At 51.9% G+C, this 23,489-nt stretch carries 22 protein-coding genes and 2 tRNA genes; 15 read left to right on the forward strand and 9 right to left on the reverse strand.

Annotation, left to right across the window (positions count from 1 at the left end; translation table 11 throughout):
* Positions 1-70: 70 nt before the first annotated feature.
* Positions 71-1,621 carry a 2-isopropylmalate synthase gene (locus JF44_RS0112795; RefSeq protein WP_033069381.1) on the reverse strand — a complete coding sequence of 517 codons (1,551 nt, stop codon included), beginning with the start codon at positions 1,619-1,621 and terminating at the stop codon, positions 71-73.
* Between the two features lie 635 nt (positions 1,622-2,256).
* Here JF44_RS0112795 and JF44_RS0112800 point away from each other — a divergent pair.
* Positions 2,257-2,880: a LysE family translocator gene (locus tag JF44_RS0112800; protein WP_033069451.1), complete on the forward strand. Its 624-nt coding sequence runs from the start codon at positions 2,257-2,259 to the stop codon at positions 2,878-2,880.
* A 108-nt stretch (positions 2,881-2,988) separates the two neighbouring features.
* The gene (locus tag JF44_RS0112805) at positions 2,989-3,312 is read left to right on the forward strand and encodes a hypothetical protein (protein ID WP_033069382.1); all 324 of its coding nucleotides are present in this window, start codon (positions 2,989-2,991) and stop codon (positions 3,310-3,312) included.
* A gap of 107 nt (positions 3,313-3,419) precedes the next feature.
* On the opposite strand, the gene JF44_RS0112810 is transcribed toward JF44_RS0112805, so the two are convergent.
* Entirely contained in the window at positions 3,420-4,454 is a 1,035-nt protein-coding gene (locus JF44_RS0112810; RefSeq protein WP_033069383.1) for a hypothetical protein, read from the reverse strand.
* Between the two features lie 204 nt (positions 4,455-4,658).
* Complete coding sequence (locus JF44_RS0112815) at positions 4,659-5,684, reverse strand: GGDEF domain-containing protein (RefSeq protein WP_033069384.1); 1,026 nt, start codon at positions 5,682-5,684, stop codon at positions 4,659-4,661.
* Positions 5,685-6,073: 389 nt separating this feature from the next.
* Between JF44_RS0112815 and JF44_RS0112820 the strand changes: the two genes are divergently transcribed.
* The 4 genes from JF44_RS0112820 to JF44_RS0112835 all read left to right on the forward strand — a co-directional run bounded on the left by JF44_RS0112820 (position 6,074) and on the right by JF44_RS0112835 (position 8,939).
* Positions 6,074-6,733, forward strand: a complete 660-nt coding sequence (locus JF44_RS0112820) for a hypothetical protein (RefSeq protein WP_156111682.1) — start codon at positions 6,074-6,076, stop codon at positions 6,731-6,733.
* 64 nt (positions 6,734-6,797) lie between these two features.
* Positions 6,798-7,478, forward strand: a complete 681-nt coding sequence (locus JF44_RS0112825) for a type 2 periplasmic-binding domain-containing protein (protein WP_156111683.1) — start codon at positions 6,798-6,800, stop codon at positions 7,476-7,478.
* 447 nt (positions 7,479-7,925) lie between these two features.
* Positions 7,926-8,132 (forward strand): cold-shock protein, encoded by a 207-nt coding sequence (locus JF44_RS0112830; protein WP_007090786.1) that lies wholly within the window; start codon positions 7,926-7,928, stop codon positions 8,130-8,132.
* A 135-nt stretch (positions 8,133-8,267) separates the two neighbouring features.
* A complete protein-coding gene (locus tag JF44_RS0112835; protein WP_033069387.1) occupies positions 8,268-8,939 on the forward strand; it encodes a 5-formyltetrahydrofolate cyclo-ligase in 672 nt (223 codons plus the stop codon).
* Between the two features lie 2 nt (positions 8,940-8,941).
* Here JF44_RS0112835 and JF44_RS0112840 read toward each other — a convergent pair whose 3' ends face one another.
* On the reverse strand, positions 8,942-9,373 hold the full coding sequence (locus tag JF44_RS0112840) for a GFA family protein (protein ID WP_052065870.1): 432 nt from the start codon (positions 9,371-9,373) through the stop codon (positions 8,942-8,944).
* A gap of 224 nt (positions 9,374-9,597) precedes the next feature.
* Here JF44_RS0112840 and JF44_RS0112845 point away from each other — a divergent pair, with 224 nt between their 5' ends.
* On the forward strand, positions 9,598-10,722 hold the full coding sequence (locus tag JF44_RS0112845; protein WP_033069388.1) for a protein kinase domain-containing protein: 1,125 nt from the start codon (positions 9,598-9,600) through the stop codon (positions 10,720-10,722).
* The gene (locus tag JF44_RS0112850; protein WP_033069389.1) at positions 10,715-12,298 is read left to right on the forward strand and encodes a tetratricopeptide repeat protein; all 1,584 of its coding nucleotides are present in this window, start codon (positions 10,715-10,717) and stop codon (positions 12,296-12,298) included. The genes JF44_RS0112845 and JF44_RS0112850 overlap by 8 nt, the downstream gene beginning before the upstream one ends.
* A gap of 36 nt (positions 12,299-12,334) precedes the next feature.
* Here the strand turns inward: JF44_RS0112850 and JF44_RS0112855 are convergent.
* Positions 12,335-12,408, reverse strand: a tRNA-Gln gene (locus JF44_RS0112855).
* Between the two features lie 78 nt (positions 12,409-12,486).
* A tRNA-Gln gene (locus JF44_RS0112860) sits at positions 12,487-12,560 on the reverse strand.
* A gap of 246 nt (positions 12,561-12,806) precedes the next feature.
* Here JF44_RS0112860 and JF44_RS0112865 point away from each other — a divergent pair.
* From JF44_RS0112865 to JF44_RS0112885, 5 genes are all read left to right on the forward strand, one after another.
* A complete protein-coding gene (locus JF44_RS0112865) occupies positions 12,807-13,997 on the forward strand; it encodes a Ppx/GppA phosphatase family protein (RefSeq protein WP_238318445.1) in 1,191 nt (396 codons plus the stop codon).
* Between the two features lie 59 nt (positions 13,998-14,056).
* On the forward strand, positions 14,057-14,863 hold the full coding sequence (locus tag JF44_RS0112870) for an RlmE family RNA methyltransferase (protein ID WP_033069390.1): 807 nt from the start codon (positions 14,057-14,059) through the stop codon (positions 14,861-14,863).
* Positions 14,864-15,041: 178 nt separating this feature from the next.
* Positions 15,042-15,566: a PAS domain-containing protein gene (locus JF44_RS0112875; RefSeq protein ID WP_033069391.1), complete on the forward strand. Its 525-nt coding sequence runs from the start codon at positions 15,042-15,044 to the stop codon at positions 15,564-15,566.
* A 188-nt stretch (positions 15,567-15,754) separates the two neighbouring features.
* Positions 15,755-17,221: an IMP dehydrogenase gene (gene guaB / locus JF44_RS0112880; RefSeq protein ID WP_033069392.1), complete on the forward strand. Its 1,467-nt coding sequence runs from the start codon at positions 15,755-15,757 to the stop codon at positions 17,219-17,221.
* A 201-nt stretch (positions 17,222-17,422) separates the two neighbouring features.
* Complete coding sequence (locus JF44_RS0112885; protein WP_033069454.1) at positions 17,423-18,760, forward strand: RsmB/NOP family class I SAM-dependent RNA methyltransferase; 1,338 nt, start codon at positions 17,423-17,425, stop codon at positions 18,758-18,760.
* A 203-nt stretch (positions 18,761-18,963) separates the two neighbouring features.
* Here the strand turns inward: JF44_RS0112885 and JF44_RS0112890 are convergent, their stop codons facing one another.
* Positions 18,964-19,236, reverse strand: coding sequence for a hypothetical protein (locus JF44_RS0112890; RefSeq protein WP_156111684.1), 273 nt, complete (start codon positions 19,234-19,236; stop codon positions 18,964-18,966).
* A 291-nt stretch (positions 19,237-19,527) separates the two neighbouring features.
* On the opposite strand from JF44_RS0112890, the gene guaA reads away from it, so the two are divergent.
* Positions 19,528-21,081 (forward strand): glutamine-hydrolyzing GMP synthase, encoded by a 1,554-nt coding sequence (guaA, locus tag JF44_RS0112895; protein WP_033069394.1) that lies wholly within the window; start codon positions 19,528-19,530, stop codon positions 21,079-21,081.
* Positions 21,082-21,166: 85 nt separating this feature from the next.
* Here guaA and JF44_RS0112900 read toward each other — a convergent pair whose 3' ends face one another.
* Positions 21,167-21,922, reverse strand: coding sequence for an SDR family NAD(P)-dependent oxidoreductase (locus tag JF44_RS0112900; protein WP_033069455.1), 756 nt, complete (start codon positions 21,920-21,922; stop codon positions 21,167-21,169).
* Positions 21,923-22,044: 122 nt separating this feature from the next.
* Entirely contained in the window at positions 22,045-22,647 is a 603-nt protein-coding gene (locus JF44_RS0112905) for an NADPH-dependent F420 reductase (protein WP_033069395.1), read from the reverse strand.
* Between the two features lie 114 nt (positions 22,648-22,761).
* On the opposite strand from JF44_RS0112905, the gene JF44_RS0112910 reads away from it, so the two are divergent.
* Positions 22,762-23,346 (forward strand): TetR/AcrR family transcriptional regulator, encoded by a 585-nt coding sequence (locus tag JF44_RS0112910; protein ID WP_033069456.1) that lies wholly within the window; start codon positions 22,762-22,764, stop codon positions 23,344-23,346.
* The last annotated feature ends 143 nt before the right edge of the window (positions 23,347-23,489 follow it).

Genomic DNA, 23,489 nt, shown 5'->3' on the forward strand with positions numbered 1-23,489 from the left:
GCCGCCTTAGCATATCAAAAAAGGGTGGCGAAATCGCCACCCCTTGGATCGTCTTGGTATTTCAGCCTGATCAGGACGCCATGGCATCCGGTGCGGTTTTCTTGCTTTTTTCGATCAGTTTGTTCACCGCCGTCACATAAGCAACGCAGGATGCTACCACCGTGTCGGTGTCCGATGCGTTCCCGACCACAGTGCGGTCTTCTCCATCAAGTTTGACTGTCACGGTGCCTTGGGCGTCAGTGCCCTCGGTCACGGCGTGCACCTGATAGAGCTTCAGACGCCAGTTGTGCGGATAGATTTCCTTGATGGCGTTAAACGTCGCATCAATCGGGCCATCACCGGTGGTTTTGGCCGTGCGTGTTTCACCATCCACGGTCAATTCCAGTTCTGCGGTCTGCGGACCCTTGGAACCACAGGTCACGGTCAGGTCGACAAACTTGATGTGTTCGTTGTCGCGCATACCGTCATCGACCAGTGCGACGATATCGTCGTCATAGACTTCTTTTTTCTTGTCAGCCAGATCCTTGAAGCGTGCAAATGCATCTTCAATGGCATTGTCGCCCAATTCAGCAAAGCCCAGTTCTTTCAGCTTTTCCTTAAAGGCATGGCGACCGGAATGCTTACCCATGACCAGGCTCGATTTGTTCAGGCCGATGGATTCCGGTTTCATGATTTCATAGGTCTCGGAATTCTTCAGGAAGCCGTCCTGATGAATGCCGCTTTCATGGGCAAAGGCGTTCGCACCGACAATGGCTTTGTTTGGTTGAACGACAAAGCCCGAAACGGCCGAAACCAGACGCGATGCATTCATGATCTTGGTGCTGTCGATGCCGGTTGTGAACGGGAAGGCATCGTTACGGGTGTTGATCGCCATGACGATTTCTTCGAGGGCTGCATTGCCCGCACGTTCGCCCAGACCATTGATGGTGCATTCGATCTGACGGGCACCAGCATTCACCGCCGAGATCGAGTTGGCAACAGCCATGCCCAGATCGTTATGGCAGTGAACCGACAGAATTGCCTTGTCGATGTTTGGCACGCGGTTAAACAGCATGGTCATCAGTTCGGCATATTCAGTTGGCGTGGTGTAACCGACCGTATCGGGGATGTTAATCGTGGTCGCACCGCAATCAATCGCGGCTTCGACACAGCGGCAGAGGAAATCATGTTCGGTGCGCGAACCGTCTTCTGCCGACCATTCGACATCATCGGTGAATTTACGCGCCAGCGTGACACTTTCCTTGACCTTTTCCAGAACCCGTTCCGGCTCCATCTGCAATTTGTATTTCATGTGCAGCGGGCTTGTGGAAATAAAGGTGTGAATACGTTTGTTCTCGGCCGGTTCCAATGCCTCGGCCGCGCGTTCAATATCACCCTTGGCTGCACGCGCGAGCGAACAGATGGTCGGGCCTGAGATCTGTTTTGCGATTTCATTGACGGACTGGAAGTCACCGTTTGAAGCGATGGCGAAGCCTGCTTCGATTACATCAACCTTCAGTTCCGCCAGTGCATGCGCCACGCGCAGCTTTTCATCAAGCGTCATCGAGGCACCCGGGGACTGTTCCCCATCACGCAAGGTGGTGTCGAAAATGATGACGCGATTGTCGTTTGCACTAGCCATTATCTTGTTTCCTGATCAAACGGGTCATTGCCCGGTATGTAAATTCTGTCTGGAAGGAGTGCGGGCCGTCTGGCGCGACTTGTTCCCCTGAGCTGCGGTACGTGGATCGACATTTCATCATGGAGATCCGGACCGGCATGGTTTGCTCAGGGGCGCGTAAGTCGTAGCGCGCCTAGCTCGGCTAGACCAAGGAGACCGGAAATTAGGGTGAGGGCAGACAGCACAAAGGCACCAGAAGCGTTAGCTTCGGTACGTTCGGCATATGCATCAATGTTGCAAATGTCTGCGGTCATCGGTCTTCATCAATTGGCTTTGGATGCCAGACATCGCTGGCGATGTCCCCAATTTCGTCGGCAGGCTGTCTGAGGTCAAGTAATTTTTGTACCTTTTGGTGTGTTTTTAGGGTGGAATTTAGCGAGATGGGGATTGGTGTGGCATCTTCTTGCATTGTTCTTGGTCAAATAACCGGGTTTTTCAGCGTTAACCGGCAGGCGAAAGACTTTTGTATTTCCGCTATTCCAAAAAGATGCTGGTGGGAATAATCCGGATCGGTTAGTCATTTTCGATCTTGGAGGGATATGCGCCCCAAACGTTCTCTTCAGGAATGATACGCCATCCAAGCCACAGGAACCATGATGATCAGTTTGTCATTGATCGGCGCCTTTATACCGACCGCTTTTTTTGTCTCGATCACGCCTGGCATGTGCATGACGCTTGCGCTCACACTTGGCATGACCATTGGTCTTAAGCGGACGCTTTGGATGATGGCGGGCGAATTGGTTGGTGTGGGGATTGTGGTTGTTGCCTCGGCGCTTGGGGTTGCGGCTGTGATGTTGCAATATCCGGCGGTGTTTGCCGTGTTCAAATATATTGGTGGGGCCTATCTGGCGTGGCTTGGCATTCAGCTGTGGCGTTCCCGCGGGCGGATGGCAATTTCGTCTGAGGTGGACGCTGCCAAAACCTCAACCGCGGCTGGTTTGGCAACACAGGGATTTGTAACAGCAATTGCCAACCCTAAAGGATGGGCCTTTATGATTTCGCTGTTGCCGCCCTTTATCAGCCTGCAACACGCGATCGCCCCGCAGCTTTCGGTATTGGTCGGGATCATTCTTGTCACCGAGCTTATCTGCATGACGCTTTATGCTACGGGGGGGCGGTCCTTGCGCAAGTTTCTGGAAAAAAGCGGAAATGTCCGCCTGTTGAACCGCATTGCCGGAACCTTGATGATTGGGGTTGGCGTTTGGCTGGCAAGCAGTTGATCAGCCTGCGACTGCACAGCCTTTTGAAGGTTCGTGCCTAATTAATGTTTGTTTTGTCAGTTGCGCGTCGCAATATGTAATCAAACAACTGTTTGAGGGTACTTGGGCATGCGCGAGATACGTTGCATCGTTTTCGAAGACGGCGAACTGATCAAGGCAATCCTGGCGCATGGCCGTCGGACCGGCAAGGCATTACCTGCCGGGCAGATCAGCAGTTTTGAAATTGAACGTTCTCCTGAAGTGATCGCACGTATGACGATCACGCCCGATGCTGGCCAAAAGACAATCGTTCCCACCACCGGTGCAGAGCTTGCGGCGGCGATGATTGCATATTGTATTGATCGAAAGGTGCCGGTGCCTGCACATGCGGCGAAGTCAATCACAATTATCGATGATCAAGTCGCGCTCAAGATCAGGATGTCGGGCGACTGACTGCAAACGTTGGTCGCAGATATGATTTCACAGATTGCATGAAATCAAAGGGCGCGATCCATGATCACGCCCATCGCTGATAATTCATCACAGAAATAAGCAGGGCATTACCACTGCATCATTTTGCCCTTGAGCTTGCCCATGCGTTCGTCTTCATTCTTGAAGCTGTGCTGTTCTGAGACACCGTCCTGAACTTTTGTCATCAGCAGCCATTCCTTGACCTTCATAAAGCGCGGAGCAAGGAACTGATAGGTCTCCTTGACCAACCGAACGGCCAGGGGGCCACGTTCAAGTTCAAGTTCTTCCCATTGCTCAATCAGCGGCTGCCACGCACGCAGGCGTTTGTACAGATCGTCTCGTTTGCTGCGGATGTATTGGCGCTGGGAGGTAAAGTTCCGCAGAACCGACATGATTTCGCCGGTGTTTGCGTCGAGTTCATCGAACGTGGTTTCGAACTTTTTCTTGGCGTCATCCAGCAAGCGGATCGCTTGTGTCACGGTTTCCAGGACGCCTTTTTCGTGGGCATATATGCGTCGTAATTCCTGAAGTTTGCTGTCAACCATCAGGATGTTGCGATATCGCACACGCAATGTTTCGATATAGGATAATTCGTCGGCGACCTGATGCACCAGGCTAACGACTTCTTCGCGGTTGTCCTTGCCCAACCCAAGCTTTTCGGCAACTTCGTCAAAGGCCTGATTGATCTTTTTCTTTGTGTTGGGGTCCTCGGCAATCTGCATGAGTTCGTCCGGGTCGGTGATAAGCTCTTCGCTTCCCGACATCCAGGTTACCAACTGCATGGTAATACGGTTATAGGCAATCGCCTGATGCTCTTCCTTGACTTCCCAGGATGCTTCGCCGGTCAGAACTTCGAGCGGGAGATCATCGCCCGGGCGCAGCACGTTGATGAAATGAAGTGCCTTGTCGATCAGGCTGATCAGATCGCCATCTTTGGATTCCGGATCAATGTCAAATTCACGGCAAATTGCAAGCAGTGGTAAAGACACGACGGAACCTTCTGCCATTTTCAGGACAAAAAGTGCTTCGTCTGAAATGTCAGACTTCTGAAAGTGGCATTCTTCGAACGTTTTGAAAATCTTGTGTTCAAGCTCGATCTTACGTTCGGATTTTGGAGTCTTCATCTGGTTCTCCGCCCTGCAAAGCCCGTGCACCACATATGTTGTACATAACAGGTCAGATTTTTAGATCTTACGCCTGTTCTTTTCGGCTTATTCGGACACGTTGTTTGCTCTGTGTCTCGGTTTGATGTTTTTTGTTTTGATCTCTTTGTTCTCAGAGACGCGTTGTTTCATGTTCTTTTTGGGGTGCCGCAATACCGTGCCTGCCTATTGCGTAACACAGGTATTCCGGCCATCCTGCTTTGCTAGGTATAGCGCTTTGTCCGCACGGTCTACGAACTCGAGTATATTCTCTCCAAGTTGGTACGCCGTCAAGCCAATTGAAACGGTTAACTTACCGAAATCCTTGCCAGTTTTCTTGTTTACAATATGCTGATTTGAGACGTTTTCACGCAATTTGGTCGCAAGTTTTGCTGCATTTTCCGGTTCCGTGTCCGGCAAAATGATCGCAAACTCTTCGCCGCCATATCGCGCCACTGTATCAGCCCCTTTGGTCGAACTGACCAGAACGCGTGCAACGGCCTTTAAAACGCCATCCCCAGCACGGTGCCCGAAATTATCATTGAAGGCCTTGAAGTGATCAATATCGATCATCAGCAGGGACAGGGGCGCGCCTGACTCCATTGTTGCTGTCACGGCGTCGCGCAGTGAGGCGTCAAAATTCTTGCGGTTGGCAATCCCCGTCAATGTATCCGTCAGCGCATCACGACGCACAAGTTCCAGTTCGGAACGTACCCGCAGCACTTCCTGATGATATTCATCAAGGCTGCCGTTGAACGATGCATACCGATTACGCGCCTGGTCTGATTTTTCTGACAAGGTACGGCTGACAGTGCGGGCCTCTTGCAAGGTAATGTCGTCGGAAACCAGTTGTCGGGCGGCGACGTCGATATCACTGCAGAAAGCATCCGTGTCGCGCATCACCAAGGTTACAGCCTGTTCAACACGTTCGACTGCGGATTGCAGACCCTCGACCCCTTGTTTGAGATGCTGCTGCATTGCATGGGTGCCAAGATACTTGTGATAAATCCGGAAAACGGTTTCCTCATCAAGGTCCTGCGTATTGCGAATCAACACCTTGATCAATTGGCTGAGTTCCGGAACCTCATCTGCAAGATAGCTGTAAAATACGTGATAAACCTGCGGTGTTGGTTGCAGATTCAGTTCAGTAATAAGCGCCATCACATTCTGTGCGATGTCGCGGGGGTTCGCGATCTTCGTTGTCGCCGTCACTGCTTGTTATCCGATCCGAATTTCATACCCATTCAAGTTACGTTGTCCCATCCACGATATACAACACCCTTATGGTGGATGTTTGGAGTGCTCATTCACATATTGGTTTGTGACTATTTTATATTTTTAACATCTTTGGTCGAAGCGTGCGCCTTTGTCACGTGAAACCGGTGATAAAAAAATGACAAAATCAGACATTTTTTGCAGTTGGAGAATTAACTGTCTGAGGACAAGAGCTTCTTGAACTCATCTTCTGCGGGGCCACATAACCCTATCTAGGGAAGTGAGAGGCGAGAAACGTGAGAGTTTCACATTTGCGGCAGTTGTGGCGAAGCGACGTGCATATCATTTTGGCAGTGGCTTTCTTTTCTTTGCCAATCAAAAATCTTATGGCCGATGATACTGCGATTGGAACTGAAACCTACCAACTCGTTCGGGTGGGTAATGTCGCGCGTATCACGCCAGAGTGGCGCAAAGACCTCTCACAATCTCAGCTCAGATTCTACGACACGCTTGTCTCAATGAAAAATGTTGAACTCAACGACGGCCTGCCTTTCGGCCGCTTGAGCGGGCTTTATAAACGTCGCGAACTTGACTGTGTTGTTGATCGGTCTTTCAAGCTGTCGGAAGGATATATCGCGTCGTCCCATGATATCCGTTTCGAAATGGTGATCTTTGGTCGGCAAGGCGAAAACCTGTTTGATCGTAATGTTGTTACCGTCGGATATCTTGCAACCTTACCGCAATTTCCGTTGCCGTTCGTGCAGCCGGTTGAATGGTACGGTCTCAAGACAATTCAACAGGGGGCCGATTTGGTGCGCATTGGGCGGATTGATGTGTTGATCGCACATAGAGAAATGTTCGCAGATGACTCTGTTCTTGAAGTCATGCCATTTCCTCCTGTGCGTGTGGTTGAACTTACCGTGCAATGCCATGACACACCAAAGAACCGAAACTTCCTTTCGGCCTTTGATCGACGCATGAACAGTTTGAGCAAACAGCGCGAACAATCGACGATCATTGGTGGTCGGTCTTCGGTATTGTTCTGAGTAAACCACATTTCAGGGATTTGTAGGTTCAATGAGGTTGCCGTCTTTACTCGTGGTTTTTTTGATGTGTGGATATTTGCCGGCACTCGCACAGGAGCCTGTAAGGATTTCCGCAACCATCGAGTTCGGCAACGCATGGATGGAGTATGCGTTGCCCGAACAGCGTCATTACATCACTCAACTTTCGGGCCTTACACGTCCAGTGAAGTTTGATGTCGCACCGCATCACCGCTTTGACGAGTTACTCGACGAAGGTCAGACAGATTGTGTGATGACGGCTTCGCTCGATGGGGTTGAAAACAAAATCGTCGCGAACAGCAGAATCCGGTTTGAGTTACGGGTGTTCCGTTTATCCGGTGTTGACCTGAACAGGCTGCCAAAGATCGATATCGGTTTTTTGGTCAATTTGCCTCGGCCGTCTGTCGCGCTGACGCCGGATCTTGTGTGGTATGACCTTAGAACGATCGAGCAGGGCGTGGAAATGTTGCTGGCCGGGCGGCTTGACGCGATCATTGGTGACAGCACGCAGGTCATGAAAACATCAGGTGCCTCGGGCACCGTTCAGGCGGCGTTACCCCCTGTAAAAACTGTTCAACTGGCGTTGGTGTGTCGGAACACGGATGAACTTCGTGATTTCGTAAACAGGTTTGATGACGCGATGGGCGTATCTGATTCGGGTTCTGTTAAAGATCCGTTCGAACAAGGAAATTCGCGGCTTATTGTTCGGAACGCTTGGTCAAACTGAAAGACAGCAAATGCGCAATCGTTGTCAGCTGTGACTGGTTGGGCAGGGACTCGTTCCTGACTGCTGATCAGGTTCTCTATCAGGCATCTCTGATCAGGTATCAATGACCTGTCGTCTCCCGCTTGTGTCTGACGGGGTATAACCCATGCGGGAATTTCATCGTTCATTTAGTTTATCTATGGGTGAGTTCGGTTCATGGCGTCCGTCGCCTGGCATTATGAACTACACGGCGAGAAATGCCTGATCGTGAAAAAAGAACTTAATGCATGAATCCATTGCACTACGCCAAAAATTCGGTAATTATTAAATCGATGCAGTGCATCTTGCAAATGCGTGGTTGCCCTCTGGTTGATAGCAATTGTGTCTTTGTCCGGTGTAATGCAGGGACTGTTTTCAAGCATTTCTGACTTTGGAAATGCGCATACTAAACTAAGGACGACTACGGATATGGCTACCGGAACGGTTAAGTGGTTCAATGCGACCAAGGGTTATGGCTTCATCACCCCGGACGAGGGCGGCAAAGATGCATTCGTGCACATCACCGCTGTTCAGCGCGCTGGTTTGCAGGGACTTGATGAGGGTCAAAAGGTTCAATTCGAGCTGATTGAAGGTCGTAACGGCCGCATGTCGGCAGAAGAACTCTCCATCATGTAATTGATTTTGGATTGCAGCTTTTTTGCTGACAACCGTTAACGCGCCGGGCTTCCGGCGCGTTATGCGTTTATAGGGTTTTGGTGTAGGCTTTCTGTCTAGCCTGTCTCACCAGCGTGAAAAACACATGTTGCATTCATGAGCCTTGATCTTCCAGCGCCGCCAGAATCTGACGATGAGAAAAGCCAGTCGGAATGGCGGCGGGCAGTTCGACGTGCCTTGCTCGGATGGCGATCAGCACTTGATGCGCATAGCCACAAATATTTTTCCGATCAGATATGCGCGCATTTTTCAACATTCCTTGCCAGGCGCACCGGGGCGACGATCGGGTTCTATTGGCCGATCCAGAACGAGATTGATTTGCGCCCTGTTATCGAACGCCATATTTCGGCGGGCGGACGGGCAGCTTTACCCGTTGTCCCGGGCAAGGACATGCCGATGGAGTTCCACAACTGGACGCCCAATACCGAAATGGTTTCCGGATTTGCCCGGATACCCGAACCCCGCAACAGTACAGAAGTCCCCGTACATGTGATGGTCGCACCATTGGTTGGCTTTGATCGCGCAGGATATCGTTTGGGGTATGGCGGTGGTTTCTTTGACCGTACCCTTGGTGCCATGAAACGCAAGCCACTTGTGGTTGGCGTTGGTTTCGAAGCGACACTGCTTGAAGATATCAAACCCCATCGCTACGACGTGCCGGTTGATGTTTTGATTACGGACCAAGGTGTTCGTTTTATCGGTGACGGTATCGAACCCACCGAAGACAAACCTGATCAGTCGTCATCCCCCTGTCATCTTTGTACCTGACACTATGCCTCGGTCCGCTCGGAAGGTGATGGTCGGTCTTTTTCATAGCTATGCTTGATGGGGAACGTCGGAAGCCATTTTTCTCGCCGGATATTCCAGAGTTCGTAACTTGGTGTGAATTGGTCGGGGGCATCAAAGGCGCCAAGGTTGATCTCGATTTCATCCCCGGTCTGGCCATACACCGATGATCCGCAAGTCGGGCAAAAATGCCGTCCTTTATACGCGTTTGTATTCCCCGAAATGATGACAGACGTTTGTGGGAAAATGGCGGACGCATGAAATAGCGTTCCGTGATGTTTTCGGCAGTCAATGCAATGACAAAGTCCGACCCGATAGGGTTCACCTTCGGTCGTAAATCGGATCTTGCCGCACAAGCAGCCACCCGCAGACTCTCTAATCAGGTCCTCGCAAATCTGCACTGTGCTTCTTCCCATCCTGTTGAAATTCAGCAAATAGCTAAGATTCTCAATTAAGTAGCCGGAGCATTTTGTACTACAAAAACGGAAACTTGGATGCAAAAGTACAGAGTTTTCTGCTTTCTACTATTCTTGGTAGGGTCTTCTTAGAGTTGAGTTTGTGTGTGAGGATAGAAACCTATAAGGTTTTTTCGCCAATGCTGATGATGGATAAAGTTGGCGGCTTATGAAGGGGAGATAAAATGTCACACTCACCTCTTAGTCCCTCGGAGAAGCTTCTTGGCGAAGAGGTCGAGGGTGTTAAGAAACCCGGAAAATGGCGTATTACAAAGAAAATTGAACGCACGCCCAGTGATACGGGAGGTAATTTTTCTGTCGGTTATCTGGCAGTCCATCAAGACGGAACCAAGGCCTTTTTAAAGGCTACGGATGTTGGTTTGCTCAAAAAAGCATCGGGTGCATCAACCGTGTTGGCACATATGGCTCGAGCGTTCAAAGAGCAGGAATTTGAACGCAGCATATTAGATATATGCCAGGGCAATAATATGGATAGGATTGTTCATGCTATTGACTATGGGGAACATGAAACAACTACAGACGGTGTTCGAGATTACGTCTTCTACATAATGTTCGAGCCAGCCAGCGGGGATGTACGGCAGCAAGTTGATAGGGAAATGAGAGGAGCACTTGCTTGGTCGGTACTTGCGCTGCACAACCTTGCGGTTGCAGTGCAGCAGCTGCATAGTGCATTGATTGCCCATAACGACATAAAACCATCCAATTTTCTCGTTTTCGATGAAGCTGTTCAAAAGTTGGCGGATTTGGGGAGGGCGACAGCAGACAATCAATCCGGGCCTTGGGATTCCCTAAATTATACTGGTGACCGAACTTATGCTGCGCCAGAGTTTTGGTATGCAAACGTAACGTTTCAGGTTTCGGCAGGGAGAATTGACTTTGATGTTCGACGCGCTTCGGATCTTTATATGCTTGGGAGTATGGGATTTTTCCTGATTACTGGACAATCGATAACGCCTCTTATCAGAAGATATTTGCGCCCGGAGTATGCGCCAGAAAATTGGTCGGGAACTTTCGAAGAGGTCGTGCCTTATGTGCGTGATTGTTTGGGGTTGGCGGCTCAAGCCCTCGATGAAGCGCTTCCCAAGGATAGTCAAAATTGCTTGTTGCCAGAAGCAGAGGAGTTGAAGTCTCTAATTTTAATGCTTTGTGAGCCAGACCCGAAGTTGCGTGGCGCACCTAAACTACCAGGAAGTGTTCGTAATCAGTATAGCCCTGAAATCTTCATTTCGAAATTTGATAGAATATCGAAAAGTCTAGCTGGTATGGAGCGCTTCGCAACCAATGGATAGTCCGAATAGTTTGGAGAGAAATGTATTTCCTCGTTGGCGAACTCTTAGCAAGACGCCTTCGGTAGAGATTCAAAGCTCAAAAAAACAAGACTTGCCAAAAAGACCCGAAGAGCGGGACCCGCTGTTTATAGCGTACTATGAGCGATGGCGTGATGACCCTTCTTTGCAAAATGCAGCAGAGGTTCTTGATCTGGCAATGTCGATTGATCGACCATACTTGGCGATAGGACCCGCAAGCACGATTGCTAAAAGTGATCGTGCTATGCCAGCCGTAAAGTTGCTTGCGGAAAAGCTGCTCAGCGTCTCAAGCACAACCAGTGATCCTGATGAAGCAGTTCTACCCAGACGAGATGAGGTCGGGATGGAAATTCGTAAGTGCAAGCGTCGACTGGTTGAGGAGCCGCGAAACGGCCTGTTGTGGCTTGAGAAGGGCAGATTGCACACTTTAATTGGCGATTTTGAAAGTGCCGATTTAGCCCTAAGAAGAGCGCACGGGTGTGCTCCTGATAACAGATTCATCATTCGAGCAAATGCACGTTATTTAACTCATAGGGGGAGAGCGGACGAAGCGCTTGCTCTGCTTAGGAGATCAGAGCGGTTAAAGTTTGATCCTTGGGTGCAATCGGTAGAGATTGCTGTCTCAGAAGCAATGGAAATGAGCCCCCGATCAATACGTTGGGCGAGAGCAAACCTGAGTTCAGGAAAATTAGCTCCAGAGCATTTGAGTGAACTCGCGTCTGCTGTTGGAACATTGGAGCTCCATGGTGGGGCTAGTAAAAAGGCAAAGCGATTGTTTGTGCAGAGCTTGCTTGTTCCCACCGATAATGCTTTGTCACAGGCCCTTTGGGCTCGCTCTGAAATGCACCTAAAGGTGGAGGTGCAGCAGAGCATGTTGACTATGAATGGCGCATTTGAAGCACGGGCACAGTCTGCAATTGAGAACAAAAACTGGAATGAAGCTGTTCTCAATTGCGAAAAGTGGGCGTGTGATGAGCCATATTCGATAAGAGCAGCAGTGGAAGGAAGTTGGATTTCGTCGAGTTTTCTATGGGATCAAGAAAAGGCGATTGCCTTCTGCGATCAGGGTTTGATCTCGAACCCTAGAAGTTTGATTCTCTTAAACAACAAAGCACTATCCTTAGCGCGTTCAGGGCAGTTGCCAGAAGCGACTAGGGTTCTGGCAAGAGCCATGTCGCTATATTCGAGTGCTCACGAAGATCCGTTTCTTCACGCTACCCAAGGCTTAATCGCATTTAGATCTGGGGACATTGAAGAAGGACGGAAACTCTATACTTCTTCGATTGAGAAGGCGGCAGAACAGAAAATGTTTGATGCTCAGTTCAGAGCTTATTGTCACTGGTTCTACGAAGAAGCTAGGTCGGATACCCTCCGTGCAGAGACCCTACAAAAAATTGTTTCTGAGATCGATGGTGAGGTTAAACGACCGTACGTTCGCGACCTGTCAAAAGAAATTTGGTCGAACCTTAAAACCAGAATGTTGGCGAAGGAGTTTGGTCAGCAAGTTGTGAGTGACTCTGCAACATTCCCACTGTTACAAATCAACGACAATTTCTGAAAAATTCAGTCTCTTCGTGTGATTCTCCTGGCAAAGTGGCTGGGGAACCTGGATTCGAACCAGGACTGACGGAGTCAGAGTCCGTAGGTCTACCGTTAACCTATTCCCCAGCAGGACTTGGCATACGTAATTTGTAACCCGGAACGTATCAACTGCGCTGCTGGAAGCTTTGCGCTATCCGGAAAGGGTGGCTGGGGAACCTGGATTCGAACCAGGACTGACGGAGTCAGAGTCCGTAGGTCTACCGTTAACCTATTCCCCAACAAAACTTGGTCCACCAGACACTCGGTGTGTCAAGGTGTGGGGCGCTATGTATTAAAACCACCCGGTTTTGGCAACCCCTTTTTTGTTTCGTTCTGTTCAACCATTCGATTACTGCATAGGGGATTTGCCTTGCGGGGGATTGTCGCTACACTCATATGGTTGATTCGCAAGATCGTCACATAAATGTCTTGATGATTTGTAAGACATGACAGCATGAACGCATAAAAAGGCAGGTTTTCAGAACGTGAAGCAGGTTTCCCCCCATAGCAACTCGCACAGGGCCAACAGCCCGGCAGGCGGCGCTGCAATGGGCGGCCATGCCGTTCTTGATGGTCCGGACAAACCCGGAATGCCAAAGCCTGGTACAGCGGTTCATATCCCCGAAGGTGGCAACCCGTCATCGCGTATCGTCGATTGCATCACTGCGCCGCTTTATGCTGCGATTGATCTTGGCAGTTCAAATTGCCGACTTCTTGTCGCGCGCCCGTGCAATGATGGCTTTAAGGTTATTGATGCGTTTTCGCGCGTTGTGCGCCTGGGCGAGGGGGTTCGTGAAAAAGGGCATCTTTGCGATGCCGCCATGGATCGGGCGATAGATGCGCTTCGGGTTTGTGCCAAAAAACTGCGTCGCCATCCCGGTGCAAAGCTGCGTGCGGTCGCGACCGAAGCCTGCCGAACTGCTGACAACCGGGATGAATTCGTCCGTCGGGTCCATGATGAAACCGGCATTTCGCTTGACATCATCAACCCGGATGAAGAAAGCCGCCTTGCCCTTCAGGCCTGTTCGGCCCTGCTTGATGAGCGGCCCTATGCGGTGGTGTTTGATATCGGGGGTGGCAGTACGGAAATCTGTTGGATCAAGGTCGACAGTTCCGGCAAAACCCAATGCATTGAAACACTTTCCATGCCGTGTGGTGTTTTGTGCCTGACCGAACGTTATGCAAGCGTTGAAGAACGCCGCGAACGGTTTGATGCCATGCGTACCGAAATTCGCCAGCGCCTTGAAGAATTTGCCCAACGCAATTGCTGCACGGATATGCTCGATGACGACAAGGTCCAGATGGTCGGAACATCGGGCACCGTCACCACGTTTTGCGGGATTGCACTTGGTCTTGAACGTTATGAACGTCACAAGGTCGATGGATCTGACCTGCGGTTTGATGATGCAGAACGTGTGACCGAGCTTTTGTTGCGTATGGGCGCTGACAAGCGCAAGGGACATCCATGCATCGGCAATCAGCGAGCCGAACTGATGGATGCGGGTGCAGCGATCTTTGCCGCGATTCGTGATATCTGGCCCTTGGCAACGCTGAAAGTCGCCGACCGGGGCCTGCGCGAAGGTATTCTGGTCGATTTGATGCGCGCGGATGGTCATGCTATTGACCCGTGCGACGCGCGCCGTCATACAGTGTCGCATATTCCGGCTTCCTCTTGATCGGTTGACGTTCGCGTCCCGTCAGGTTTGCCAACATAAAATTCAGTTCAGGATAGATCATGAGCGAAAATCGCAGCGGAAAAGGCGGACAGCGTCGCCGCAAAGGGTCGGCCATTGCAGCCATTGATACCGGCGCACGGCGTGGCCTGCGAACGCGTGTCAAAAGTGCCAAGGGGCGCAAGATTTCTTCGACACGTTGGCTCGATCGGCAGCTCAATGACCCGTATGTTCAGGAAGCCAAACGTCTTGGCTATCGATCCCGTGCGGCTTTTAAGCTGATTGAAATCAACAACCAGTTTGATCTTCTCAAACCGGGCATGCGTATTGTTGACCTTGGCGCGGCCCCAGGGGGCTGGACGCAGGTGGCTGTTGACATGGTTGGTTCCAAGCATGGCAAGGGGCAGGTTGTTGGTCTTGATATTCTCGAATGGGAAGGTCTGTCCGGGGCGACTTGTCTACAGGCGGATTTTCTTGATCCCCGTGCGCCTGACATGATCAAGCATGAATTGCAGGGGCCGGTGGATGCGGTGATTTCCGATATGTCGCCTGAAACCACCGGGCATCGGTCAACCGATCACATCCGCATTATTGATCTGGTTGAGCATGCGTTGCTCTTTGCCGAAGAAGTTCTTGCGCCAGGTGGTATATTTATCGCCAAGGTTTTCAAGGGCGGTACGGAAAATGAGCTCCTTGACCGTGTGAAGAAAAACTTCCGGGTAACCAAGCACGCCAAGCCGCCGGCATCGCGTCCGGAAAGTCCCGAAGCTTATCTGATCGCGACCGGATTCCGTGGGCAGAACAACGCAGAAGACGACATCAAGAATGCCGAACTTCGCGAAGATGATAGCTGGTCGCCCATCGAATAGGGCGGCCAGGCTTGCTTCTGCATCGGGCTTTTGCCGGGCTGAATTAAACGTTCCCTGTCTTGCGCTACATCAAACATTATCTCCCAACTTGCCGGTTATATTCGCAGGCAACGCAACGACTATGTCTGTTGGGATGTAGTTAACTGCCTGATTTTGGCCGATTTGGGGGGGGTATTTGATGAAGCGGGACAGTGTTTTTCTAACCGGTGTCGAACGGCATTTCGATGAGGATGACATCATCGTGTCGAAAACCGATCTCAAGGGTCGGATTATATATGCAAATGACACGTTTCTGAATGTCGCCGGATATCGTGAACGCGACATCCTTGGTCAGCCGCACAGCATCATCCGCCATCCTGACATGCCCAGATGTGTCTTTGCACTGCTTTGGCAAACGATCGAAGCAGGGCGCGAAATCTTTGCTTATGTCATCAACCGCAGTGCCAATGGTGACCACTATTGGGTGTTGGCCAATGTCACGCCGACCTTTGGTCCGGATGGCAAGATTATCGGATATCATTCCAATCGCCGGGTGCCGCGCCGCGATGCCCTTGAAAAGGTCATTCCGCTTTATAAAACACTGTGCGCGGAAGAAGCAAAAGAAGCCAACCGCAAGCAGGGGATGGCGCGCGGGATCAAAATGGTCGGGGAGTTGCTTGCCGATGCCGGGATGGATTACGACGAATTCGTCTTTAGCTTGTAATGGCCTGTGGAAAGATACGCATAAAAAAAAGGGGCTCGCCTGACGGCAGCCCCATCGACCAGTTTCTAACGGAATGCGCAAAAGAAAGCATCAATAAAAACACAGGGCAGTTATGGGCGCAGAAAACTTGGCATTTGGGGCGTAACGTGTATAAATTCCGCGCCAACTCAGATTAACGAGGTGGCCAGATGACCCGCATTGCCGAAGCCCTGACGTTTGACGACGTATTGATCAAACCCGCAGCCTCCGAAGTGCTGCCTGCTCAGGTGCAGACCAACACCCGCATTACCAAGAAAATTGACCTCAGAATCCCGCTGCTTTCCTCGGCTATGGATACCGTAACCGAAAGCGCAATGGCGATTGTCATGGCACAGCACGGGGGTATGGGGGTTATTCACAAGAACCTTGATATCGCCCAGCAGGCCGAAGAAGTTCGCCGCGTGAAAAAGTTCGAATCGGGTATGGTTGTTAATCCGATCACCATTCATCCGGATCAAACACTGGCTGATGCACTGGATCTGATGGATGCAAATCGCATTTCCGGCATTCCGGTCGTTGAGCGCAGTTCAAACAAGCTGGTTGGTGTTCTGACCAACCGTGATGTGCGTTTCGCGTCCAACCGCGCGCAACCGGTTTCCGAACTGATGACCCACGAAGGTCTGGTGACGGTGACTGAAAACGTTGATACGGCCGAGGCCAAAAAACTGCTTCACCAACACCGTATCGAAAAGCTTCTGGTTGTTGATGAAGCCTATCGTTGTACCGGCCTGATTACGGTCAAGGACATCGAAAAAGCCAAACTCCATCCCAATGCCTGTAAGGACGAAAGCGGTCGCCTACGCGTTGCTGCGGCAACCGGCGTGGGTGAGGCGGGCTTTGAGCGTGCCGCAGCCCTGGTTGAAGCGGGCGTTGACGTTCTTGTTATTGATACTGCGCATGGCCACTCCGCAGGCGTGATCAAGGCAGTTGAACAGATCAAGTCACAGGTTGGCGATACCCAGATCATTGCCGGTAACGTTGCAACTGCAGATGCCATCAAGGCGCTTGCTGAAGCGGGCGCCGATGCGGTCAAGGTTGGTATCGGACCGGGGTCGATCTGTACGACCCGTATCGTTGCCGGTGTCGGTGTGCCGCAGCTTACTGCTGTTCTGGAATGTGGTGAAATGGCCCACAAGCTTGATATTCCGATCATTGCCGATGGTGGTATCAAGTTCTCGGGCGATATCGCCAAGGCAATGGCGGCAGGTGCCAGCACCTGCATGGTGGGATCCCTTCTGGCGGGTACAGACGAAGCACCGGGCGAGGTTATTCTTTATCAGGGTCGTTCGTATAAATCCTATCGCGGGATGGGCTCTGTCGGTGCGATGGCACGCGGCTCGGCAGACCGTTATTTCCAGCAGGATGTTCAGGACAACCTGAAACTGGTTCCCGAAGGCATCGAAGGCCGCGTACCTTACAAAGGCCCGGCTGGTCAGATCATTCATCAGCTGGTCGGTGGTCTTAAGGCATCGATGGGCTATACCGGTTCGGCGACCTTGGCCGATTTCCGCGAGCGTGCCGAATTTGTTCGTATCACCAATGCGGGCCTGCGCGAAAGCCACGCCCATGATGTGACCATCACGCGTGAAGCCCCGAACTATCGTCCGGGCGGCTGATGCGGTTGCGCGCTTTGTAATTGGCTGAGCTGCCTTGCGTTTGACGCTGTTGGCGAATGGTTCTTGCCATGATATGAGGCGCGTTCAATTTTCGATGGCGGCAGGCCTCCCTGCCGTCATCAGCTTTTTTATCGTAAGGTGTTGGTGTGCTTCCCATATGCGAAGCAGCCCGTCACCCGCAAACAGGTTGGATTTTTCGCTTTGAAACCCGGTGCCCGCATAGCAGCCGTTATCGAACTTTATGATGGTTGGACCCATAACCGAGATGACGCCGACCGCGTTGTGTCAGGCTATTTCGGATCACGCCGTTACATCGGTGGTGGCGATCGTCGTGAGATCAGCGAACGTTTCTATAACCTGATCCGTCATCAGGCCCGTCTGGGCTGGTGGTTGGCGGAATGCGATTATCAGTTCCAGGACGGTCGTGCGCGCATGATCGCCGATCTGGTTCTCCATGATGGTCTGGACAAAGCCGATATCGAAGACCGCTTTAACGGCGAACAATTCTGCCCCGAAGCACTTCATCCCAATGAGAAACATCTGATCAACAAGCTGTCTGGCAATACGCTTGATCATGATGGTCAGCCTGGCGCGGTGAAAACCGAGTTGCCGAAATGGCTCTATACCGAGTTGATGAAGCTTCATCACGAGAATCTTGCTGACGAGATGGCGGCCTACAACAAGCCAGCCAAGCTTGATCTGCGTGTAAACCGCCTGCGCGGTTCGGTCGAAGATGCCATCAAGTCGCTCAAGGCTGACGGTATCAAGGACATCAAACGGACCCCGTTTGGGCCCAATGGTCTGCGTTTGCCACTTGGTTTGAACATGCTGGTGACGGCGGCCTATAAAGACGGTCTGATCGAAATTCAGGACGAAGCATCCCAGATTTGCGTTAATCTGGTTGATGCCAAGCCGGGTATGACTGTTCTTGATATGTGCGCGGGTGGCGGTGGCAAGACGCTTGGTCTGGCCGCTGACATGCGTGGCAAGGGACGTATTCTTGCCTGTGATACCCATGGTGGCCGTCTGGATAATGCGCGTAAACGTGCACGTCGCGCTGGCGCAGGTGATTGCATTCAACAGCGCATCATCGCCGATGAACGCGATAGCTGGCTGCGTAACAAGTCGGGATTCTTTGACCGGGTGTTGCTTGATGTGCCGTGTTCGGGGCTTGGAACCTTGCGCCGCAACCCTGCACTGCGCTGGCGGATCGGGCAGCGCGATCTGCGCGCCCTGATGGCTGAACAAAGCAAGATCCTTAAGGCGGGTGCGGCCAAGGTGACCAAAGGCGGGCGTCTGATTTATGCGACCTGTTCGATCATGCCGGAAGAAAACGAGCGCCTGATTGAAACCTTTATGCGCGATCGCAAGGATTTCAAACCGGTGCCGGTCAATGAAATCTGGCCCGATGCACCGAAATCCGTTCCAGTGCCCGGTGGCAAGGACAAGCCTTGGCTTCGCCTGTCACCGAATGTCCATGGCACGGATGGCTTCTTTGTTGCCGTGTTCGAACGCACGGCAAAAGGCAAGGTAAAGTAATGGCAATGGCGGCTTCGGCATATCGAACCAAACTTATGCCGACGACCGCCCCAAATCTGCCTGCACAAAAAAAGGCCCTGCGAGGATCGCTCGCAGGGCCAGTTTTATTTTACCGTGCACGCGTGATTGCGTTAAGTCGCTCTTCTGCAGATCGCCAGTGCCGCAAAACCTCGACCGTTACCGGGGAGGTTACCCGGAAACGTTTATTCGGTTTTCTGTGCGGGCTCGTCAAAGATGGTCGGGTTTTTCTGTCCATCTTTGCTGTCTTCAAGGTTGTTCATGCCCGGAACGATTTCTTCCACGCTATCGGGAATAAGGTTTTCGCTTTTGCCTGCAGGCGCGGATTCTTCGCTGCCGATAACCGGAAGCGTGTCGGTTCCGCCTTTCTGGGTCATTGCGATGGCAGTTGCCGTGCCAGCAATCAAAATGAAGCCAGCAACGGCCATTGCGATTTTACTACCTTTGGAAGTGCTCATAATCCTGTGTCCCTTGCGGTGATCAATCTTGGTTTGCTCATGGGCGGGCGCGGTGTTCCCCGCGCTCCGTTGTTCAGAATACTGCCTGTGCATTGCGCAGGAAAAAGGGACCAAATGTGTGTTTTTCGGGGAAAGCTGCGCGCAAAAACGCCGCAATTTTTTCCACAGCCCCGGTTCGGGGCAAAAGTTTTTTTTGAATGCATCGTTGGGCGACCATCTGCGCCGGGTTGCCCATAACGATGGTTTGGCGTATGAACGGCGCAACCCCATCTTCGACGGAGATACGGCCCGATGACTGATCGCGTGCTGATTATTGATTTCGGATCCCAGGTCACCCAGCTGATTGCGCGTCGCGTGCGCGAAAGCGGTGTCTATAGCGAGATCCACCCTTTTAATAACATCTCGGATGCGTTCCTTGATGAATACGCCCCCAAGGCCGTGATTCTTTCTGGCGGTCCGGCTTCTGTCCATTGGGATAAGGCGCCGTCTGCACCGGAAAAGGTGTTTGAACTTGGCGTGCCGGTCCTTGGCATTTGCTATGGTCAGCAAACCATGGTCAATCAGCTGGGCGGCAAGGTTGCAACCTCTGATCATCGTGAATTTGGCCGCGCCTTTGTCGATGTGATCGAAGATTGCGCACTGTTTACCGGCATCTGGGCCGAAGGTGCCCGCGAACAGGTCTGGATGAGCCACGGCGACCGTGTTGATGCGCTGCCTGACGGTTTCCGTGTCGTTGGCAAATCCGATGGCGCACCGTTTGCGGCTATCGCCAATGACGACAAGAAATTCTATGCGGTCCAGTTCCACCCGGAAGTGGTGCATACCCCGCATGGTGCGCAGTTGCTGAAAAACTTCACTCATGGCGTTGCCGGATGTTCCGGCGACTGGACCATGAACGCTTATAAAGACGATGCGATTGACAAAATCCGCAAGCAGGTCGGTGATGGCAAAGTCATTTGTGGTTTGTCGGGTGGTGTTGACAGCTCGGTTACGGCCGTTCTGATCCATGAAGCGATTGGTGATCAATTGACCTGTGTGTTTGTGGATCATGGCTTCATGCGCGCAGGCGAAGCCGACCAGGTCGTCTCGCTGTTTCGTGATCACTACAATATCCCGCTTGTACATGTCGATGCTGCCGACACATTTGTTGGCGCGATCGAAGGTGAAACTGACCCGGAAACCAAACGCAAAACCATTGGCCGTCTGTTCATCGAAACGTTTGAACAAGAAGCCAAAAAAATCGGCGGTGCCGACTTCCTGGCACAGGGAACACTTTATCCTGATGTGATTGAAAGTGTGTCCTTCACCGGCGGCCCGTCGGTTACCATCAAGTCGCATCACAATGTTGGCGGCCTTCCTGAACGCATGAACATGAAGCTGGTCGAACCGCTTCGTGAGTTGTTCAAGGACGAGGTCCGTGATCTTGGTCGTGAACTTGGCCTGCCTGACAGCTTTGTTGGTCGCCATCCGTTCCCGGGGCCGGGCCTTGCGATCCGCATTCCCGGTCAGCCGATTACGCATGAAAACCTTGAAGTTCTGCGCAAGGCCGATGCCATCTATCTCGAAGAAATCGGCAATGCGGGGCTTTATGACGCCATCTGGCAGGCATTCGCTGTGCTGCTGCCGGTTCGCACCGTTGGCGTGATGGGCGATGGTCGCACATATGATTATGCCTGTGCACTCCGCGCCGTCACCTCAACCGATGGCATGACTGCGGACTTCTTCCCGTTCCCGCCGGAACTTCTTGGCCGCATCGCCAACCGGATCATCAATGAAGTTAATGGCATTAACCGTGTCACCTATGACTTCACGTCCAAACCACCCGGGACGATTGAGTGGGAATAAGTTTTCCGAGACCGGAAACGATAAACGGCGCGTCCATTGGGCGCGCCGTTTTGTTTTGCGTTCGTGTGCAAGTGTACCTTGTTACTTAGGCTGTGAAGCCGCCGTTAACGTCCAGGACTGTGCCGGTTATGAAACCAGCACTTGGACCGGCCAGATAAAGGATGGCAGAGGCGACCTCGTCCAAGGTTGCGAAGCGCTGAATGGCGTGACTTTCCATGATGATGGGCGGCAGGTTATCTTTTGACCCTGCTGCCATCTCGGTATCCATGATGCCTGCCTGAACAACATTCACTGTGATGTTCCGGGGACCAAGGTCGCGCGCGGCACCTTTGGAATAAGCAACAACCGCAGCCTTTGTTGCGGCATAATCAGTAGTACCCGGAAATGCGATACGGGTCCCAAGACCCGACCCGATTGATATGATGCGACCGCCATCCGTCATCACCTTGCAAGCAGAACGGATATTGGCAATGACACCAAGTGTGTTGATCGACCATTGGCGATCCATAGCCGCGTTGTCAATTTCCGGGTCGTCAATGGACTTGCCTTGCCAGGCGACAGCGGCGTTATTGACCAAGATATCCAGCTTGCCAAAATGTTCTAACAGATCGCGAATCACGTGTTCTGCTGTGGTCGGATCGCCCTGATCTGCTTGGATCGCCAGCGCGCGTACACCCTTTGCCTTGAGGGTTTCGACAACGGCTGCTGCCTTGCCTTCAGACGCAACGTAGCTGATTGCGACATCTGCACCGGCCTCTGCCAACGCCGCCGCCGCAACGGCACCAAGGCCGCGTGAGCCGCCGGTAACAAGGGCAACTTTACCTGAAAGTGTCTTGGTCATGATGGGGTCCTCAATCTGTTTTGGGGCCATAAAGTGCTCGTGAATGCAGGTGGGGCGATGCCTGCAGTTGATATTTTTCACCCGGTAGAAGTGTCTCTGCCTTGGGTGGAGGATGGTTTGGGTCAATTTGCAGGGGCCAGCAATTCAAGAGTGCTCAATGCGCCACCGAGCTCCATCATGCGACCGGCGGACGCCAGAGAACCAAGGGCCACAGGATGAAGACCAATTTCTGTAATCAGTGATGTAACAGTCGAGATTGCGGGTTCGTCATCCCCGGCGACAAAAAGAACGCGCTTCATATCAGGGGGAACCGGGGCAAACATCGTTTCGAATGGAAGTGTGTTGAACGCTTTTACAACGCGTGCCATTGGCGCCATCCGCGCAACAATCTCGCTTCCGGAATCACCTTTGAGATCATCGATGGTGGCATGGGGTGGGTAAGTCAGAAATATGTTGGTTGTGTCGACCAGGATTTGTCCGTTCTGCGGGCTTTCTGATTCAAGGACGCCTCGGACGGCTGTCCAGGGCGTGGCAAGAAACACAATGTCGCAGGCGAATGCATCCGACGATGTTGAAGGTATGACCGGTGCAGAAGATCCCGTGAAAACCGACGCAACTGCGTCTCGTCCACGGCTGTTTGCGACGTGCACCTGATGGCCAAGAGCGGCAAACTTTGTTGCAAGTGTCTTCCCGACGGAGCCAGTCCCGATAACGCCGATTTGCATCGTTAGCCTCCTTGATGAAATTAAATACCAATCGGTATAGTATTGATCGGTATCTTATGTGGACATCAGGAGTCAAGTTTTTTATACTGATCAGTATTGAAACTAGGAGGGATGATGGGACGACATCGGGAATTTGACGTCGACAAGGTGCTAGATGCTGCACTGAATGTATTTTGGCGAAATGGATATGAAGGTACTTCGCTTGAAGACCTGACGACTGCGACCGGTGTTGCGCGTCCGGGGCTCTATGCCGCGTTTGGGAACAAGGAGGCGATGTTTTTCAAGGCCTTGGAAAAATATCAAACGCAATACATGACATATATGCAAGACGCGTTGGACATGCCGACGTCATATCTGGTTGTGGAGACTATCTTGAGAGGTTCGTTAGAGCTCCAGACCAGAGAAGATGGCGCACGCGGATGTCTGGGCATTAACGGCGCGCTTGCCTGTTCTGAAAGCGGCGAGCCGGTTCGCCTGGAACTTGTTCGACGACGTAAGGCTAGTGAATCTACTTTGCGCAACCGTTTGGAGCGCGCACGTCAAGAAGGTGATCTTCCCCAGTCAGCAGATTGTGCCGCTTTGGCAATTTACATCATGACTGTAAGCCAGGGTATGGCTGTTCAGGCGAAGGCGGGTGCTTCCAAAGAAGAGCTGAATGCTATTGTACGGCATACTCTGTCAACCTGGCCTACTGCGTGATCAGGCGGAGGGAGCGATCATAGCCAGCTCCCTCCCAGGAATGCTGTTGATTTACGGCCCATCAGACCCACAATCACCTGTCGAATTACATGCGTTTGACAATGCCTGCTGAACACTGCGTTGCCAATTGAAGGTCAGGCAGG

This window comes from Thalassospira australica, assembly GCF_000763295.1.
In the GTDB taxonomy this organism is placed as follows: domain Bacteria; phylum Pseudomonadota; class Alphaproteobacteria; order Rhodospirillales; family Thalassospiraceae; genus Thalassospira; species Thalassospira australica.